General features: G+C 71.8%; 15 protein-coding genes. 7 read left to right on the top strand and 8 right to left on the bottom strand.

Annotated features, from left to right (window positions below; all coding sequences use genetic code 11):
* Positions 1-32: 32 nt before the first annotated feature.
* The 5 genes from ABZ642_RS38810 to ABZ642_RS38790 all read right to left on the bottom strand — a co-directional run bounded on the left by ABZ642_RS38810 (position 33) and on the right by ABZ642_RS38790 (position 3841).
* Entirely contained in the window at positions 33-626 is a 594-nt protein-coding gene (locus tag ABZ642_RS38810) for a hypothetical protein (RefSeq protein WP_360493775.1), read from the bottom strand.
* Positions 627-669: 43 nt separating this feature from the next.
* Positions 670-1611 (bottom strand): ABC transporter substrate-binding protein, encoded by a 942-nt coding sequence (locus ABZ642_RS38805; protein ID WP_360493772.1) that lies wholly within the window; start codon positions 1609-1611, stop codon positions 670-672.
* On the bottom strand, positions 1608-2279 hold the full coding sequence (locus ABZ642_RS38800) for an ABC transporter permease (protein WP_360493769.1): 672 nt from the start codon (positions 2277-2279) through the stop codon (positions 1608-1610). Before ABZ642_RS38800 ends, ABZ642_RS38805 begins: the two co-directional genes overlap by 4 nt.
* On the bottom strand, positions 2276-2956 hold the full coding sequence (locus tag ABZ642_RS38795; protein ID WP_360493766.1) for an ABC transporter permease: 681 nt from the start codon (positions 2954-2956) through the stop codon (positions 2276-2278). The genes ABZ642_RS38800 and ABZ642_RS38795 overlap by 4 nt, the downstream gene beginning before the upstream one ends.
* Positions 2957-3268: 312 nt before the next feature.
* Positions 3269-3841, bottom strand: a complete 573-nt coding sequence (locus tag ABZ642_RS38790; protein WP_360493763.1) for a TetR/AcrR family transcriptional regulator — start codon at positions 3839-3841, stop codon at positions 3269-3271.
* A gap of 120 nt (positions 3842-3961) precedes the next feature.
* Here ABZ642_RS38790 and ABZ642_RS38785 point away from each other — a divergent pair, with 120 nt between their 5' ends.
* Positions 3962-4819, top strand: coding sequence for a MoxR family ATPase (locus ABZ642_RS38785; protein WP_351703975.1), 858 nt, complete (start codon positions 3962-3964; stop codon positions 4817-4819).
* Complete coding sequence (locus tag ABZ642_RS38780) at positions 4816-6186, top strand: VWA domain-containing protein (protein WP_360493761.1); 1371 nt, start codon at positions 4816-4818, stop codon at positions 6184-6186. The genes ABZ642_RS38785 and ABZ642_RS38780 overlap by 4 nt, the downstream gene beginning before the upstream one ends.
* Positions 6187-6217: 31 nt before the next feature.
* Here ABZ642_RS38780 and ABZ642_RS38775 read toward each other — a convergent pair whose 3' ends face one another.
* The 3 genes from ABZ642_RS38775 to ABZ642_RS38765 form a co-directional block, all read right to left on the bottom strand.
* Positions 6218-6469, bottom strand: coding sequence for a hypothetical protein (locus tag ABZ642_RS38775; RefSeq protein ID WP_360493758.1), 252 nt, complete (start codon positions 6467-6469; stop codon positions 6218-6220).
* 99 nt (positions 6470-6568) lie between these two features.
* Positions 6569-8845: an MFS transporter gene (locus ABZ642_RS38770; RefSeq protein WP_360493755.1), complete on the bottom strand. Its 2277-nt coding sequence runs from the start codon at positions 8843-8845 to the stop codon at positions 6569-6571.
* A 110-nt stretch (positions 8846-8955) separates the two neighbouring features.
* Positions 8956-9978 carry a LacI family DNA-binding transcriptional regulator gene (locus ABZ642_RS38765; protein ID WP_360493753.1) on the bottom strand — a complete coding sequence of 341 codons (1023 nt, stop codon included), beginning with the start codon at positions 9976-9978 and terminating at the stop codon, positions 8956-8958.
* A gap of 289 nt (positions 9979-10267) precedes the next feature.
* Here ABZ642_RS38765 and ABZ642_RS38760 point away from each other — a divergent pair, with 289 nt between their 5' ends.
* Genes ABZ642_RS38760 through ABZ642_RS38740 form a run of 5 tightly spaced genes read left to right on the top strand, consistent with a single transcriptional unit; the run spans position 10268 to position 17072 of the window.
* Entirely contained in the window at positions 10268-12241 is a 1974-nt protein-coding gene (locus ABZ642_RS38760; RefSeq protein WP_360493750.1) for a beta-L-arabinofuranosidase domain-containing protein, read from the top strand.
* 32 nt (positions 12242-12273) lie between these two features.
* A complete protein-coding gene (locus ABZ642_RS38755) occupies positions 12274-13518 on the top strand; it encodes an extracellular solute-binding protein (protein ID WP_360493747.1) in 1245 nt (414 codons plus the stop codon).
* Between the two features lie 7 nt (positions 13519-13525).
* A complete protein-coding gene (locus ABZ642_RS38750) occupies positions 13526-14485 on the top strand; it encodes a sugar ABC transporter permease (RefSeq protein WP_360493744.1) in 960 nt (319 codons plus the stop codon).
* The gene (locus ABZ642_RS38745; protein ID WP_360493741.1) at positions 14482-15303 is read left to right on the top strand and encodes a carbohydrate ABC transporter permease; all 822 of its coding nucleotides are present in this window, start codon (positions 14482-14484) and stop codon (positions 15301-15303) included. The genes ABZ642_RS38750 and ABZ642_RS38745 overlap by 4 nt, the downstream gene beginning before the upstream one ends.
* A gap of 38 nt (positions 15304-15341) precedes the next feature.
* Positions 15342-17072 (top strand): RICIN domain-containing protein, encoded by a 1731-nt coding sequence (locus tag ABZ642_RS38740; protein WP_360493738.1) that lies wholly within the window; start codon positions 15342-15344, stop codon positions 17070-17072.
* Positions 17073-17359: the final 287 nt, after the last annotated feature.

The following is a 17359-nucleotide window of genomic DNA, read 5'->3' as shown; positions in this document are numbered from 1 at the left end:
CGCGAGGGCGCCGGGGCGTCGGCCGTCGTTCGTCAGCTGAACGTCATCGGGCAGCCGCGCCGCAGCGAGTGCTGGGCGGCCCGCAGGTACAGCGCGACATAGAAGGCGGCGTCCAGATCCTCGCCCCACGGTCCGGGGCGGGCAGCGGTGGCTTTCTCGGCCGGGCCCTCCAGGAACCACATCGTCAGGTCGAGGTTGTCGCAGGCCTCCGGTATCGCGTCGACGGGAAGCCGGATCGCGGCCGCCAGCCGCTCCGCGAGGGCGAGCACCTCGGGGGCGCCGGCGATCACCGTCTCGTCGGTGTAGGCGGTTTCCAGGGGCAGCCGGATCTCCTCATCGAGGGAGAGCGGCACCAGCACCGACCAGCCCAGCAGCAACTCCTCCTCCTGCGGCGACAGCTGCTCCCGGCACAACGCGCCGAACCCGTCCATGGACGGCACCAGCTTCTCCTCGAACGACATCCCCGCGCCGCGCTCGAACCCGGCCTGCTCGGGCACCGACTCGTACGGCGCGAGCCCGCGCCGCCGCAACTCCTCGTTCAGGGCCGCGGCGAGGGGCCCCTTGCCACCCTCGTCCTCCTCCTCGAACCACTCCTGCGCGCCGACACCCACCAAGTAGATCCCCATGTCCCGGAACGTACCGCCCGCCACTGACAACGGGCACCGGCCCTCACTTCACCAGGCCCTTGTCCCGCAGGTACGTACGGGCCACGTCCTGGGCCAGCCGTCGCCAACTGTCGACCTGCTGGTTCATGGCGGCCAGGTCGGCCGTCGTCAGGACGTCGTTGAGCTTGCCGAGCGCCTTCGTCACGCCCTCGCTGCCCGCCCGCGCGCGGTTGACGACCGGGACGACGTAGTCGGCGTTCTGCAGGTGCTTGTCGTCGGCGAGCAGGACCAGGCCGAACTGGCCGAGGGTCGCGTCCGTGGTCGTGGTCAGCACCATCTGGTCCTGCCCGCTCTGCACGGCCCGCTTGGCCTGGGTGGTCCCGACGCCCTTGGGGTCGACGCCGGTGATGTCGATGCCGTAGACCTTCTTCAATCCCGGCTCGCAGTACGGCCGTTGCACACACTCGTCACCCGCCGCGAGCCGCACCTTGAGCCCCGAGGCGCCCAGGTCGCTGAGCGTCTTCAGGTGGTGCTCCCGGGCGTAGGCGGCGGTGACCGCGAAGGCGTTCTGGTCCACCGCCCGTCCGGGGTCCAGGACCGTGAGACCGCGCGGTGTGGCGAGGCGGCGCAGCGCCTTCATCGTGGCGTCCAGGTCGGGTGAGCCCACGGGCGGTGCGTCAGGGCCGTTGGCCTTGGCGTTGAGCCAGTCGGCGAAGGTGGCCGCGTACTCGGGGACGACGTCGATCTGCCCGGACTCCAGAGCGGGTTCGTAGATCTCCCGGTTGGCGACGGTGATGAGGGAGGTCCGGTAGCCGGCCTGGTTCAGCAGCTGTGCGTACATCTGGGCGAGCAGGTCGCTCTCGGTGAATCCGGCGGAGCCGATGGTCAGCTGCCGGCTGTCGCCCGGGGGTGCGGTGACCTCCCCGCGGTTCTCCAGGGAGGGGCCGGTGGTGCAAGCGGTGAGGGCGAACAGCAGCACGGCAGGCACCGCCGTACGGGACCTCACCTGGAGCCCCGCACCCAGACCGGGGCGAGCCGCTCGGCGAGTTCGAAGACGCCCTCCACGAGCAGCGCGAAGGCGGCGACCAGGATCGCCCCGGCGACCACCTGGGGCGTGCTGGCCAGGTTGAACCCGGCGGTGATGATCCGTCCCAGCCCTCCCCCGCCCGCCAGCGCGGCGATGGTCGCCGTGGCCACCAGCTGGACGGCGGCGATCCGCACGCCGTTGAGGACCAACGGGAGTGAAAGGGGCATTTCCACGTGAAACAGCATCTGTCGCCCGGTCATCCCCATCCCCCGGGCCGCCTGCACGATGCTCCGGTCGACCTCGCGCATGCCGACGTAGGCGTTGGTGAGCAGCGGCGGTACCGCGAACAGTACGAGGGCCACCACTGTGGGGCCCTCGCCCCACCGGCCGATCGGGGTGAGGAGCAGCAGGACCAGGACGGCGAAGGTGGGGACGGCACGGCCGACGTTGGAGATGTTCACGGCGAGTGCGCCGCCCTTGCCGAGGTGGCCGAGGACCAGGGCGACGGGCAGGGCGATGGCGCAGCTGATGACGAGGCAGACGACGGTGAGGACGAGGTGCTGGAGCAGCCGGTGCCCGATTCCGTCGTCGCCCGCCCAGTGCGCGGAGTCGGTGAGCCAGCCCCAGGCGTCGGCGAGCGTCGTCACGCGCGGGCCGCCCGGGTCCACGGGGTGAGCAGTCGCTGCACCCCGAGCAGCAGCAGGTCGGCGGCGACGGCGATCAGCACGCACAGGACGGAGGCGGTGAGCACCTGGGCCTTGAAGTAGGTGTTCATGCCGGCGTAGATCAGGTTGCCGAGTCCGCCGAAACCGACGATCGCGCCGACGGTGACCAGGGAGACCGCCGAGACGGTGGCGATGCGTAGTCCGGCCATCGCGGCGGGCAGGGCGAGCGGCAGCTCGACGGTGAGCAGCAGGCGGATCGGGCCGTAGCCCATGCCGCGGGCGGCCTGCCGGGTCTCCTCGGGCACGGCGCGCAGGCCCGCGAGGATGTTCCGGACGAGCAGCGTGAGCGAGTAGAGCACCAGCCCGGCGACGACGAGGGTGGCCGAGAGGCCGTAGACCGGCAGGAGCAGGGAGAACATCGCCAGGGAGGGGATGGTGTAGAGGATCGTCGTGACGCCGAGGACGGGCGCGGCCGACCAGCGCCAGCGGCGGGCCAGCACGGCCAGGGGGACGGCGACGGCGAGACCGATGAGCACGGAGACCGCGGTGAGCCGGAGATGCTGCCCGACCGCGTCGAGGAGGATCTGGCGGCGGCTGCTCAGATAGGCCCCGCAGATCCACTCGTTGCGCGCGAGGCAGTCGTTCGGGGGCGCGGTCACGCGTCCATTGCATCGGGCGGGCGAGCCGCCCGGCGCGTTGTGCTCACCCGTCCGGGTCGTCGGCGACGGAGCGGACCGGGACCGCCCGGGCCGAATGCACCAGGCCTTGCCAGGCGCCCGGGCCGAGTGCACCAGGCCCCACCGGGGCCCGGGCCGAATGCACCAGGCCTTGCCAGGCGCCCGGGCCGAGTGCACCAGGCCCTACCGGGAGCCCGGGCCGAGTGCACCAGGCCCTACCGGGAGCCCCGGCCGAGTGCACCAGGCCCTACCCGGCGGCGGCCGGGTCCGCTGTTGCGTCCCCAGCAGGTGGCGCTATGCCATTCCCCCCGCGTCCATCAGCGCCGTCGCGGTTCCCGTGGCCAGGCCGTCGTCCAGGTGTTCGATGTGAGCGCCGGCCCGGGCACTGGCGCCGTCGAAGACCAGCATCAGCTGCCGGGCGAGGCCGGCCGGGTCAGCCGCACCGCCCTGTCCGGCCTGTTCCCGGAAGTAGCTCTCCATCCGGTCCTTGGCGTCGCGGGCCACCACGCTCGCCGGGTGCCCGGGGTCCTTCAGCTCGACCAGGACGGCGAGGTAAGGGCAGCCGCGGTACTCGGGGTTCCCGGAGCTCTTCTCCAGCCGCTCGAAGACGTACCGGATCCGCTCGCGGGGCGTGGCCGACGCGTCCTCGGCGTGCGTGAGCTGGGTCTCGTACCAGGCCCTGCGGCGCTCCAGGCTGGCGGCCAGCATTTCCTCCTTGCTGTCGAAGAGCTGATACATCGAGCGCTTCGACACCCCGGCCGACCTGCACAGCGCCTCGACGCCCACGGAGACGCCCTCGCGGTAGAAGAGGTCGGCGGCGGCTTCGAGCAGCCGGTCGCGGGGTGACGCCTTGTCGGTGGTGGCCATGTGCCCGAGGTTACCTCTCGGCGGCACATTCGGAAACCGATCGGTATACAGGGTGGCCAGCTCGCTGAACAAGCGCTTAGATAGGGAGGTCAGCTCCACGCCGCTCAGCCGGAGGCCCCGTTGTTCACTTCCGTCGACGACGTCTCCGCCCGCCTCGCGGAGACCGGCTATCTCGCCTCCCCCGCCGTCGCCACCACCGTCTTCCTGGCCGACCGGCTCGGCAAACCCCTCCTCGTCGAGGGGCCCGCCGGGGTCGGCAAGACCGAGCTGGCGAAGGCCGTCGCCGAGGTCGCCGGCGCCCGGCTGGTACGGCTGCAGTGCTACGAGGGCGTCGACGAGTCCCGGGCGCTGTACGAGTGGAACCACGCCAAGCAACTGCTGCGCATCAGCGCCGGCCGGGACGAGACCTGGGACGAGGCCCGCACCGACATCTTCAGCGAGGAGTTCCTGCTCCCCCGCCCGCTGCTCACCGCGATCCGGGGCGACGACCCCAAGGTGCTGCTGATCGACGAGACCGACAAGGCCGACGTCGAGGTGGAGGGCCTGCTCCTGGAGGTGCTCAGCGACTTCCAGGTGACCGTCCCCGAGCTGGGCACGGTCACCGCGACCCGCCGCCCCTTCGTGGTGCTCACCTCCAACGCGAGCCGTGAGCTGTCCGAGGCGCTGCGCCGCCGCTGCCTGTTCCTGCACATCGGGTTCCCGGACGAGGAACTGGAGCGCCGGATCGTACGGCTGAAGGTGCCGGAGCTCACCGAGGCGCTCACCGAGTCCGTGGTCCGGGTGGTCGGTGCACTGCGGGCGATGGACCTGCGCAAGGTGCCGTCGGTGGCCGAGACGATCGACTGGGCGCGCACCCTGCTGGCACTGGGCGCCGACACCCTGGACGAGCAGGTCGTACGGGATTCCCTGGGCGTGATCCTCAAGCACCAGGACGACATCCAGAAGGCGGCCGCCAAGCTGGACCTGGACGCGCTGTGAGCGCAGCGCCACACGCTGCGGCCGACCTCGCCGACCGGCTCACCGGTCTGGTGGGGGCGCTGCGGACACACGGGGTGCGGGTCGGCACCGGGGAGACCGTGGACGCGGGCCGGGCGGTGGCGGCGCTGGGCCTGGCGGACCGGGAGCTGCTGCGCGAGGGGCTGGCCGCGACCCTGCTGCACGGTACGGGCCAACGGGCCGTGTTCGACCAGGTCTTCGACCTCTACTTCCCGCGCGGCGTGGGCGGCCCCGGCGCCGAGCCGGCCGACCGGGACGAGTTGCGGGAGCGACTCGCGGCCGCGCTGGCCGACGACGACACCGCGTTGCTGCGGCAGTTGGCGGCGCAAGCGGTGGACGGCCTCGGCGGGTACGGGAGTTCGCCGGGCTCGGACGGCTGGTCGTCGTACCAGACACTGGACCGGCTGCGGCCGCAGACGCTGCTGGCGCGGGTGCGGGCGGACGTCCGGGCGCGGGGCACGGACCCGGGGTTCACGGACCGGCTGCTGGACGACGAGATCCGGCGGCGGATCGAGGCGTTCCGGGGCATGGTCGCGGCGGAGGCCCGGCGCCGGGTGGCCGAGCGGCGCGGACGGGACGAGATCGCCCGCCGGGCGGTGGCGCCGAGCGCCGACCGGGTGGACTTCCTGTTCGCCGGGCGGGATCAACTCACCGAACTGCGCAGGGCTGTTCAGCCGCTGGCCCGCAAGCTGGCGACCCGGCTGGCCGCCCGCCGTCGCCGCGCCGCGCGGGGCACCATCGACCTGCGCCGCACGCTGCGCGGTTCGCTGTCCACGGGCGGGGTGCCGATGCGGCCGGTGCTGCGCCGGCGCCGGCCGGTCCGGCCCGAACTGGTGCTGCTGTGCGATGTGTCGGGCTCGGTGTCGGGGTTCTCGGACTTCACGATGCTGCTGGTGCAGGCGTTGCACGACCAGTTCAGCAAGGTCCGGGTGTTCGCCTTCGTCAACCGGATCGACGAGGTGACCGGCCTGCTCGAACACGGCCGGGCCGACCCGGAGGGGCTCGGCGCCCGGATCCGCGCCGAGGCGACGCTCACCGGCTGGCACGGCAGCAGCGACTACGGGGTGTCGCTGGGCGAGTTCGCGGAGCGGTACGGCGCCGCGGTCGGTCCGCGCAGCACGGTCTTCGTGCTCGGCGACGCCCGCACCAACAACCTCGACCCGAACCTCGCGGCCGTCCGCCGGATCGCCGGGCAGGCGCGCCGCGTCTACTGGCTGAACCCCGAGGCGCGCTCCCTGTGGGGCACCGGTGACTCGGCGGCACCCGACTACGCCGAGCTGGTCGAGATGCACGAGTGCCGTACGGCCCGCCAGCTGAGCGCCCTGATCGCACGGTTGCTGCCGGTCTGACACCCGGACCGGGCCACGGCAGAGGGTGCCGTCAGCTGCGCAGGGCCGTCACCGGCGCCGGCTCGCCCTCGACGGTCGCCGCCCGTTCGGCGCGGCGCACCGCGAACACCGCGTACACACAGGCGAGATCGAGCAGGAAGCCGGCGATGCAGAGGTAGTACATCAGGGCGCTGTCGTACCGGTGGTGCAGGTGCGAGGCGGCGTCCGGGGCAGCCCTCCGCAGCAGATCCGTGGTCCGGCGCGCGCCGTGCACACTCTGGCGCGGTGCCGACCTCGCGCGCACGGCCGGTCGTCAGGTTCGCCGGTGTACCGGCCGGCGCACCCCGCGCCCCGACGGACGGCCTCGGCCGGCGCCGCCCGTCGGTCTCGGGTGGAGCGTGAACTACGCCCCTGGATGGGCGAGTTCGATGTCGTGGTCGTGGATGTCGGCGCCGGAGACCAGCACTCCGGCGGCGTGCGGCGGGTAGCCGGTCGCGATGACCGTGTACGGGCCGGTGTCCAGGTCGGAGAAGGCGTACCCGCCGTCGTCCCCGGTGGTGGTCGTGGCGACGACGTTGCCGGCGACGTCCACCAGCGTGACCCGGGCGTCGCCCAGCGGGCCTTGGGCGCCCCGTACCGTGCCGCGCACATGGGCACCGGGCCGCAGCTCGACCTCCACACGGGTCACGCCGGTACCGGCGATCTCGACGGGCAGGGCCAGCGGCCGGTGCTTGGGCGAGCTGACGGCCAGGGTCACCGGGCCCGGCACCAGGTCGCCGACCGCGAACTCCCCGACTCCGTCCGTCTGCTGGGTCGCGAGCACGTCCCCGCGGACATCGGTGACGACCACCACGGCCCCGGCGACCGGCGCCCCGCTGTCCGCGGCCCGCACCAGTCCGGCCAGGCCGCTGGCGCCGCTGAGCAGCACGTCGTACGCGACCGGTTCGGTGCTCACGACCAGGGTGGTGGCCTGCGGCCGGCAGCCGTCGGCGGAGGCTATGAGGACGTACGTCCCCTCGCCGGGCGCGACCACGGCATAGCGGCCCTCGGCGTCCGCGACCGCACGGCCGAGCTGGCGGCCGCCGAGGGAGATCAGGGTGACGGCCGCCCAGCCGACGCCGGTTCCGTCGGCGCCCCGCACCCACCCGTGCACCTGGACACCGTCGTCGGTGAGGGAGACGGTCACCGGGGCTCCTTTCGCAGCCACCGGTGACTCGGGCGCCGGTTCGGGCGCCGCCTCGGTCACGGCCGCCGCGGCTGGAGCCGGCCTCCGGCGCGGGATGAACGCGGCCACCAGCAACGCGAGGACCGCCGCGCCGGAGCCGACCGCCATGACCACCTTGAAGCCGTTCTCGGAGGGCACGGTGACACCGCCGAAGACGTTCGTCATCTGGGCCAGGATCACTCCGGCGACGGCGCTCGCGGTCGACGTACCGATGGACCGCATCAGGGTGTTGAGGCTGTTCGCGGCGGCCGTCTCGTGCGGGTCGACGGCACCCATGATGAGCGCGGGCATCGCGCCGTAGGCGAAGCCGATACCGGCGCCGACGACGCAGGAGACCAGGACGAGCTGCCAGACGGCGTCCATCAGCACGATGTTGAGCCCGTACCCTGCGGCCACGATCACCGCGCCGCACATCAGGGTGATCTTCGGGCCGAAGTTCTTGGAGACGAGGGCCGACACCGGCGCCGTCGCCATCATCACCAGGCCGGTCGGGGCCATCACCAGGCCCGCGTCGAGCAGCGACTTGCCCAGACCGTAGCCGGTCGCCTCAGGCAACTGCAGGAGCTGCGGAAGCACCAGGGACATCGCGAACATGGAGAACCCGAAGGCGATCGAGGCGAGGTTCGTCACCAGGACCTGACGGCGTGCGGTGGTACGCAGGTCCACCAGCGGTTGCCGGGTGCGCAGTTCGTACCAGCCCCAGGCGAGCAGGATCACCACGGCGGCCCCGAACAGGCCGAGCGTGGTGCCGCTGCCCCAGCCCCAGTCGGCGCCCTTGGAGATGCCGAGCAGCAGACAGACCAGGCCGGCCGCCATCCCGAGGGCGCCGGGCAGGTCGAACCGGCCGCCGGTGCGCACCTTGGACTCCGGCACCAGCACCATGACCAGCACGGCGGCGACGACGCCGAGCACGGCCGAGGTCCAGAACAGCACATGCCAGTCGAAGTGGTCGGCGATCAGCGCGGCGGCGGGCAGGCCGAGTGCCCCGCCGACGCCGAGGGAGGCGCTCATCAGGGCGGTGGCGGAGCCGAGCCGTTCGGCGGGGAGTTCGTCGCGCATGATGCTGATGCCGAGCGGGATCACGCCCGAGGCCAGACCCTGCAGCGCGCGGCCGACGATCATCGGCACCAGGGTGTCGCTGAGCGCGGCGGTGACCGAGCCGACGACGAGCATGACCAGGCTGGTCAGCAGCATCAGCCGCTTGCCGTACATGTCGCCGAGCCGCCCCATGACGGGCGTGGCGACGGCGGCCGCGAGCAGGGTGGCGGTGACGGCCCAGACCGCGTCGGACGCCGACGCGTCGAGCAGCTTCGGCAGCTCGGGCACGATGGGGATCACGAGGGTCTGCATCAGCGAGACCACGATCCCGCCGAAGGCCAGCACCGCGACGACTACATTGGTCCGCGGCGCGGCGGACTCCCCCGCCTCCATCGGCCGGGGCTGTGCATGGGACATGGTCGAGCCTCCGTAGGGCCACTCGAGTCTGCACGACCCTCCCGAATGTAAGTCACTTGATTTACTTAAGCAAGCACAGTCGGGTTCCGTGCGACGCGGGTGAAGGCCGCTCAGCTGGACTCGCGCACCACCAGGCGGCACGGCACCGTGTGCACTCCGGGCGCCGGTTCGGCGTCGATGGCCTGGAGCAGACGCAGCGCGGCGATCCGCCCGATCTCGGCCAGGTTCATGTCGACGGTGGTGAGCGGCGGGCGGCAGGCGAGGGCCATCGTGTCCCAGTTGTCGTAGCCGACGACCGCGATGTCCCCCGGCACGTCCCTGCCGCGCTCGCGCAGCGCGTCCGCCACCCCTCGGGCGATCTGGTCGTTGCCGCAGAAGACGGCGTCCGTGTCGGGTGCCGTCCGCAGCACCGCGTCGGCCGCCCGCCGCCCCCAGGCCTCGCTCCACTCCCCGAAGTGCACCCGGCCGGTGGCGAGTCGGAGGGAGGCCCCGGCCAGGTGCCGGACGGCGTGCGCGGCCCGGTCGCGGGCGGCCTGGTGATGCTCGGGCCCGGTGACATGGGCGATCCGGGTACGGCCGGCGGCCAGCAGGTGTTCCACGGCGAGCCGGGCGCCGCCCCGGTCGTCGGTGACGACGGAGGTGTCGGCGGGGTCGGTCGACGGCGAGAGGGCGTAGACGACCGGGATCGCCGGGTCGATGCCGGACAGGGGCGGGCGGGGGTCGGTACGGCGGCCGGTGACGATGATGCCGTCGACCCTCCGGTCGGTGAGGTTGCGCAGATGGTGCTGTTCGCGAATGGCGTCGCCACGGGTGTCGCAGAGCAGCACGGAGATCTTCCCGGCGCCGAGCGCGTCCTCGGCGCCGAGCAGTACGGGGGTGCTGAAGCGGCCGATGCCGTCCGTCGTCATCAGCCCGACCGTCCAGCTCCTGCCACTGTGCAGGCTCTGTGCGTGCTGGTTGGGCCGGAACCCCAGCGCCTGCACCGCGTCCAGCACCCGTTGCCGGGTCTCCGGGCGCATCCGGCCGGCGCCGTTCAGCGCCTTGGAGGCCGTGCCGACGCTGACGCCGGCGAGCGCGGCGACATCGGCGAGCCTGGCCCGGCCGACGGGCGGAGAGTCTGGCGCAGAGGTCACGGGCAAACCTTTTCCTGGACGGCTTCTCGACGCTGCCGCCGGCCTCCCGGCGACAGAGCCGCCCCACATCGTCGCAGTCACCGGCATGAAGAGCCAGACCCACCGGGCAAGTTGAAAAATCTGTGCCGGGCGTCTTGACCCCTCTCCTCGGCTGCCCTGTACTTCTCGGCGAGAAAACGGTTGCGCACAGTGGTTCCGCACCGCATCGCGCCCCAAGTCCCGGACGGTGTTCGACATTTCGAATCCGGCATCGCCCAGGCACTCACTCCCTCCCCACCCTCGGAGAGCCATGCCCCGCACCCGCGCCGCCCGTCCCGCACCCGCCGGCCCCGTCCGCCTCACCCCCGTCGCCCGCACCGCGCTGCGCCCGGCGACCGTCGCCATCGACGGCGGCTTCTGGCACGACCGCCGCACCACCAACGCCCGGGTCTCCCTCCCGCAGGGCCCGGACCTGCTGGAGTCCGCCGGCAACCTGCACAACCTGCGGCTGGCGGCCGCCGCGTCGTCGGGCGCCTCGGCCGAGGCCGCCGCGTCGTCGGGTGCCGTGGCCGAGGGCGAGTTCCGGGGCGCCTACCCGTTCGTCGACACGGACGTCTACAAGTGGCTGGAGGCGGCGTCCTGGCAACTCGGCCAGGGGGAGGACAGCGCGCTGGCCGCCGACGTGGAGCGGATCGTCGCCCTGGTGGCCGCCGCGCAGCAGCCCGACGGCTATCTCAACACCTGGTTCCAGCTGGTCAAGGGCGGCGAGCGGTATCAGGACCTGCGCTGGGGCCATGAGTTGTACTGTGCCGGTCATCTGATCCAGGCGGCCGTGGCCCACCACCGGGCCACCGGCCGCGCCGAACTCCTCGACGTGGCGACCAGGTTCGCCGACCATGTCGACTCGGTCTTCGGCCCTCCCGGCAGCGGCCGGCCCATCGACGGCATCGACGGTCACCCGGAGGTCGAGACCGCCCTGGTGGAGCTGTACCGGGAGACCGGCGAGCGCCGCTATCTGGACCTGGCCGGGTACTTCGTGGACCGGCACGGCCATGGTCTGCTCGGTGGCGCGGCCTACTGCCAGGACCGGGTCCCGCTGCGCGAGGCCACGAACGTCGAGGGCCATGCCGTGAGGCAGTTGTATCTGCTGGCGGCCGCCGCGGACCTGGCGGCGGAGACCGGGGACGCCGAACTGCGGGCGGCCGGTGAACGGTTGTGGCTGGCCATGACGACCACCAAGACGCATCTCACCGGCGGCCTCGGCGCCCACCACGACAAGGAGGACTTCGGCGACCCCTACGAGCTCCCCAACGAGCGGGCCTACTGCGAGACCTGTGCCGCGATCGCCTCGGTGCAGTGGAGCTGGCGGCTGGCCCTCCTCACCGGCGAGGCCCGCTACTCCGACCTGATCGAGCGCACCCTGTTCAACGGCTTCCTGGCCGGGGTGTCGCTGGACGGCGAGCGGTGGCTGTACGTCAACCCGCTCCAGGTCCGCGACGGCCACACCGACACCGGCGGCGACCAGTCGGCCCGCCGCACCCGCTGGTTCCGCTGCGCCTGCTGCCCGCCCAACGTGATGCGGCTGCTGGCCGGGCTGACGCACTATCTGGCGTCGAGCGACGAACAGGGCCTGCAGATCCACCAGTTCGTGACCGGCACGTACGAGACCGACCGGGTCCGGGTCCGCGCGGAGACGGACTACCCCTGGCACGGCACGATCGAGCTCACCGTCGAGGAGTCCCCGGCCGACGCTCCCTGGACGCTGTCCCTGCGTATCCCGCAGTGGTGCCGGGACTTCCGGGTGCGGTGCGGCACTGAGACGTACGACCGGTCCGACGCCCCGGTGGACCAGGGCTGGTTGCGGCTGACGCGCACCTGGCAGCCGGGCGACCGGGTGCACCTCGAACTGGGCCTGGAACCCCGGCTCACCGCGGCCGACCCACGCGTGGACGCCGTACGCGGCTGTGTGGCGATCGAGCGGGGGCCGCTCGTGTACTGCCTGGAGCAGGCCGACCATCCGGGCGGCGGCCTGGACGACATCGTCCTCGACCCGTCCCGTCCGCCGGCCGTGAAGCACCGCCCGGACCTGCTCGGCGGTGTCACCACCGTGGTGGCCGCGGGACACCGACGGCACATCCCCGACCGGGGCTGGTGGCCGTACCCCACCGCGGACGAGACCGGTCCCGAACCCGACGGCGAGCCGGTGGAGTTGACCGCGATCCCGTACCACGTCTGGGCCAACCGCGAGGACGACAGCATGCGCGTCTGGCTCCCCACCTCCTGAGACACCCCGTCCTACGACAACGAGGTCTCCCCGTGAAACCCACTCGCCGTACCGTCATGGTCACCGCCGTCGCCCTCTCGACCCTCGCCTCCCTCACCGCCTGCGGTGGCGGTTCCGGCTCCTCGGGATCGTCGTCCCCGGCCGGCGGCACGTACACCTTCTGGGACCCGTATCCGCAGTTCGACGCCTCCTCGGAGTGGGGCAAGCGGGTCACCGCGTGCGGCACCGCGGCCGGGGTGAAGCTCAAGCGGACCGCGTACGACACCACCGACCTGGGCAACAAGGCGCTGCTGGCCGCCCAGCAGGGCAACGCGCCGGACGTGATGCTGGTCGACAACCCGGTCGTCTCCACGCTGGTGGAGGCGGGGATCCTCAACAAGACCGGCGACCTGGGTCTGGACACCTCGTCGATCCAGAAGAACATCATCGGGGCCGGCACGATCGACAACGCCTCCTACGGCGTGCCGATCGGCGCCAACACCCTGGCGCTCTACTACAACAAGAAGGTCCTGTCCGCCGCCGGTGTCGACCCGTCCTCGGTCAGGGACTGGGCGTCGCTCACGGCCGCGCTGAAGAAGGTGAAGGCGGTCGGGAAGAAGGGGATCACCTTCTCGGCGATCAACACGGAGGAGGGCAGCTTCCAGTTCCTGCCCTGGTTCTGGGGCGCGGGCGGCGACCTCACCAGGCTCGACTCGGCCAAGGGAGCCGCGGCGCTGGCGCTGTGGAAGCAGTGGGTGGAAGCGGGGTACGCACCCAAGGACGTGCTGCAGAACACCCAGACCACCAGCTGGCAGGAGTTCGCGACCGGGGAGTACGCGTTCAGCGAGAACGGCACCTGGCAGCTCGGCAACGCCGACAAGGCCGGCTTCCCGTACGGGGTCATCAACATCCCCGGACGGAGCGGAGGTTCGGCGCCGGTGCCTACGGGCGGCGAGTTCGTGACCGTGCCCGTGCAGCAGGACACCTCGCGCTACGACATCACCAAGAAGATCGTCACCTGTCTCACCAGCGACTCCAGTCTGCTGGCCACCGACACCACGCTCATGTATGTGGCGCCCACCTCCGCCGTACAGGCCGAACAGGTCAAGAAGAACCCGGAGTTGAAGCCCTGGGTGGCGGCGGTCGCGGCGGCCCGGGGCCGTACCAGCGGCGGTCTGGGCACCAGGTACCCGACCATCTCGCAGCCCCTGTGGACGGCCGTCCAGGCGGCCCTCTCGGGAAGCAAGAGCCCGCAGGACGCGCTCGGCACGGCCCAGTCCAGCGCGCAGAAGGGCTAGGCCCGGCATGACCGTCGCCCGGGTCGACCGTCCGCGGCCCGCACCGGCCGCCGCGGCACAGACGAGCGAGGCCGGCGCCCGGTCCCTGCGCCGCAGGCGGCGACTGACCGCGCTCGCCTTCGTGACACCGCTGCTCGCCTACCTCTGCGCCTTCTACGCCTATCCGCTCTACCGCAACCTCGATCTGAGCCTGCGCGACTACACCGTCCGGTCCTTCGTGGCGGGTGACGCGCCCTTCTCCGGCTGGGACAACTTCCGCAAGGTGCTGGACGATCCGACGTTCGGGCCGGCGATGCGGCACACGATGGTCTTCACTCTCGTGTCGATCGTCTTGCAGTACGCGACCGGGCTCGCCCTCGCGGTCTTCTTCAACCGGCACTTCAGGCTGTCGACCGTGCTGCGGGCGCTGTTCCTGGTCCCCTGGCTGCTGCCGCTGATCGTGTCGGCGTCGACGTGGTCGTGGATGTTCAACAGCGAGTCGGGAGTGGTGAACTACTTCCTGCGCTTCTTCGGCGTGGCCCCCGTCGGCTGGCTGACCTCGCCGGACTGGGCGCTGACCTCGGTGATCGTCGCCAACATATGGATCGGCATCCCCTTCAACCTGGTGATCCTGCACAGCGGCCTGCAGAACATCCCCGGCGAGCTGTACGAGGCGGCGGCGCTGGACGGGGCGGGCGCCTGGCAGCAGTTCCGCCGGATCACCTTCCCGCTGCTGCGCCCGGTGTCGGCGATCACGCTGCTGCTCGGGCTGGTCTACACGCTCAAGGTGTTCGACCTGATCTGGATCATGACCAAGGGCGGTCCGGGCGACGCCTCCTCCACCCTGGCCACCTGGTCGTACCAGCTCGGCTTCGGCACGCTGCTGCCCAGGTTCGGTCCCGGCGCGGCCGTCGGCGACATCCTGATCCTCATCGCCCTGGCCTTCGGCCTGCTGTACATCCGCGTACAGAGGAGGCAGGAGACATGAAGTCCCGTACGAGCAGCCGCCGTTACACCGTCCTCGGCGTGCTCCTCACCGCGCTGATGCTGTTCCCGGTGTACTGGATGGTCAACGTCTCCCTCACCCCGCAGCGGGACATGCGCAAGAGCCCGCCGGACCTGCTCCCGCTGCACCCCACCTTCGAGGGCTACCGGGCCGTCCTGGACGACCAGTTACCCTACCTCGGCACCAGCCTGCTCATCGGGCTCGGCACGGTCGCCCTCACCCTCGTCCTCGCCGCCCCGGCCGGCTACGCACTGGCGAAGCTGCGCCCGCGCGGCGCCGGCGCCCTGGGCCTGGCCCTCCTCATCGCGCAGATGGTCCCCGGGATCGTCATGGCGATGGGCTTCTACGGCATCTTCCTGGACCTCGGCCTGCTCAACTCCTGGTGGGGTCTGATCGTCGCGGACTCCACGATCGCCGTCCCGTTCGGCGTCATGATCTTCACCGCGTTCATGTCGGGCATCCCCGGCGAGCTGATCTCGGCCGCCCGGATCGACGGCGCCGGGACCTGGCGCACCTTCCGCTCGGTCGTCCTGCCCCTGAGCCGCAACGCGATCGTCACCGTCTCGCTGTTCGGTTTCCTGTGGGCCTGGTCCGATTTCGTCTTCGCCAACACCCTTGACGGCGGAGGTAGTTGGAAGCCGATCACGCTCGGCATCTACAAGTACATCGGCAACAACAACCAGGAGTGGAACGCGATCATGGCCACCGCCGTGGTCGCGTCGATCCCCGCGGCGCTCCTCCTGGTCCTCGCGCAGCGCTATGTGGCCGCGGGCGTGACCGCGGGCGCGGTGAAGGACTGAGCCCCCCAACCCCCTTACTCTTCGAGGAGATCCATGCCATGAGCCGCATCCCCCTCAGAGCCGCCCTCGGTGCCGTGGTGCTGACCGCCACCCTCGGCACCCCCGCTCCCGCCCAGGCCGCCCCGACCTCAGCCACCACCCTGGTGGTGCGCGCGAACCAGACCCTGCGCCCGGTCACGCACGTGGCCTCGGGCAGCCTGTACGGCCTGGACACCGCGAGCGTGCCGGCCGACAGCCTGGTCGAGCCGCTCAAGCCCAACACCTTCGTGCAGATGGCGCCCGGCGGCAGCCAGCTGCCCAACGGCGAGCCCAGCCCGGGCGGTGACGCCCTGGTGGTCGCCCCCGAGGCTGCGAAGGCCGGCGCCGAGGTCGTCGTACGCATGCCGGACTGGTATCCGAACTTCCCCTACAAGTGGGTGAGTTGGAGCGACTGGCTGTCGGCCGTGGACAAGCAGGTCGCGGCCGTGAAGTCCTCCGGGGCCACCGACATCGCCGCCTACGAGCTGTGGAACGAACCGGACTGGACCTGGGACACCTCGGCGGCCGGCAGCTTCGACTCCGGGTGGGCGACGACGTACAAGGAGGTCCGCGCGAAGGATTCCGGCACCCCGATCCAGGGCCCGAGTTTCTCGGCGTGGAACCAGAGCTGGATGAGCACGTTCCTCACCGACGCCAAGGCGAGCGGCACCGTCCCCGACATCATCGCCTGGCACGAGCTTCAGGGCTCGCAGAACATCGCCGCCCATGTCGCCGCCTACCGCGCCCTGGAGACCGGCCTCGGCATCAGCCCCCGCCCGATCGCCATCGAGGAGTACGGCACCACGAGCGAGGTCGGCGTCCCCGGACCGCTCGCGAGCTATGTCGCCAAGTTCGAGCGGGCCGGTGTGCACGACGCCGAACTCGCCTTCTGGGACCACTACGGCACCCTCGGCGACACCCTCACCGACACCGGCGGCTCTCCGAACGGGGCGTACTGGCTGTACAAGTGGTACGGCGAGATGTCCGGGAACATGCTCGTCACCACACCCCCGGCACAGACGGGCATCGACGGCTTCGCCGCCCGCAACGGCGCGGGCAACCAGATCAGCGTGGTCACCGGCGGCTGCACCGGTTCGTGCGCCGTCACCGTCACCGGACTGTCGTCGTTGCCGGCCTTCGGCGGCACCGTGCACGTCAAGCTGGAGTACACCCCGTCCAAGGGCCGTACGACCGCCGTATCAGGACCGATCACGGTCTCGGACGCCGACTACCCGGTCAGCGGCGGCTCGATCACCGTGCCGATGACCATGAACGCCTCCGACGGCTACCACCTGACCGTCACCCCGAGCGGCACCGCCACCTCGCTGGCCGGGCGCTACCGGATCACCAACCGGAACAGCGGCCTCGCCCTGGACACCAGCGGCGCGGGCACCGCCCAGGGCACCGCGGTCGTCCAGGCCACCGCCACCACGGGCACCGACCAGAACTGGACCCTGGTGGCCGCCGGCAACGGCCTCTACAAGATCCAGCAACAGGCGAGCGGACTGCTCCTCGGCATCACCGACGCGGGCACCGGCGCCGGCGGCACCGCACTGATCTGGGGCGACAACGGCACCGCCGACCATCTCTGGCAGCTGATCCCGTCCGGCGACGGCTACTACAAGATCGCCAACTACAACAGCGGGCTGCTGCTCGGGGTGACCGGCATGAGCACCTCGTCCGGCGCCCAGGTCCTCCAGTGGGACGACAACGGCACCGCCGACCACCTGTGGAAGCTGACAGCCCGCTGAGGCAGGCGCCGGACGCCGGTGAACCACCCGAACGCGTACAGAAACAGGCCGCCCTCGCTGGAGCCGCTGGTCCGGCTGCCGCTCGTCCGACTGCCGTTCGTCCGGCTGCCGCTTTCCAAGGACCCGGCGGACGGGCCCTCGGCCGAGCAGCCGGAACGGGCGCTCCTGGGCACCTGGTCGGGGGGGGGGGGGCGCGGGGGGTGCGCGCCCCCCCCGCGCCGCCCCGCGGCCCCCGCCCCCGCCCGCGGGGCCCCCGCCGCGCCCCGCCCGCGCCGCCCGCGGCGGCC

It is taken from the genome of Streptomyces sp. NPDC007157, from assembly GCF_040634235.1.
Classification (GTDB): domain Bacteria; phylum Actinomycetota; class Actinomycetes; order Streptomycetales; family Streptomycetaceae; genus Streptomyces.
Note: the sequence above shows the minus strand (reverse complement) of the source record. Positions and strands in the feature narration are given on the sequence as shown.

Excerpts from the sequence above, each read along its gene's own strand:
- ABZ642_RS38810 (WP_360493775.1), bottom strand. The coding sequence starts at position 626 with ATGGGGATCTACTTGGTGGGTGTCGGCGCGCAGGAGTGGTTCGAGGAG.
- ABZ642_RS38790 (WP_360493763.1), bottom strand. The coding sequence starts at position 3,841 with ATGGCCACCACCGACAAGGCGTCACCCCGCGACCGGCTGCTCGAAGCC.
- ABZ642_RS38770 (WP_360493755.1), bottom strand. The coding sequence starts at position 8,845 with ATGTCCCATGCACAGCCCCGGCCGATGGAGGCGGGGGAGTCCGCCGCG.
- ABZ642_RS38760 (WP_360493750.1), top strand. The coding sequence starts at position 10,268 with ATGCCCCGCACCCGCGCCGCCCGTCCCGCACCCGCCGGCCCCGTCCGC.
- ABZ642_RS38750 (WP_360493744.1), top strand. The coding sequence starts at position 13,526 with ATGACCGTCGCCCGGGTCGACCGTCCGCGGCCCGCACCGGCCGCCGCG.
- ABZ642_RS38745 (WP_360493741.1), top strand. The coding sequence starts at position 14,482 with ATGAAGTCCCGTACGAGCAGCCGCCGTTACACCGTCCTCGGCGTGCTC.
- ABZ642_RS38740 (WP_360493738.1), top strand. The coding sequence starts at position 15,342 with ATGAGCCGCATCCCCCTCAGAGCCGCCCTCGGTGCCGTGGTGCTGACC.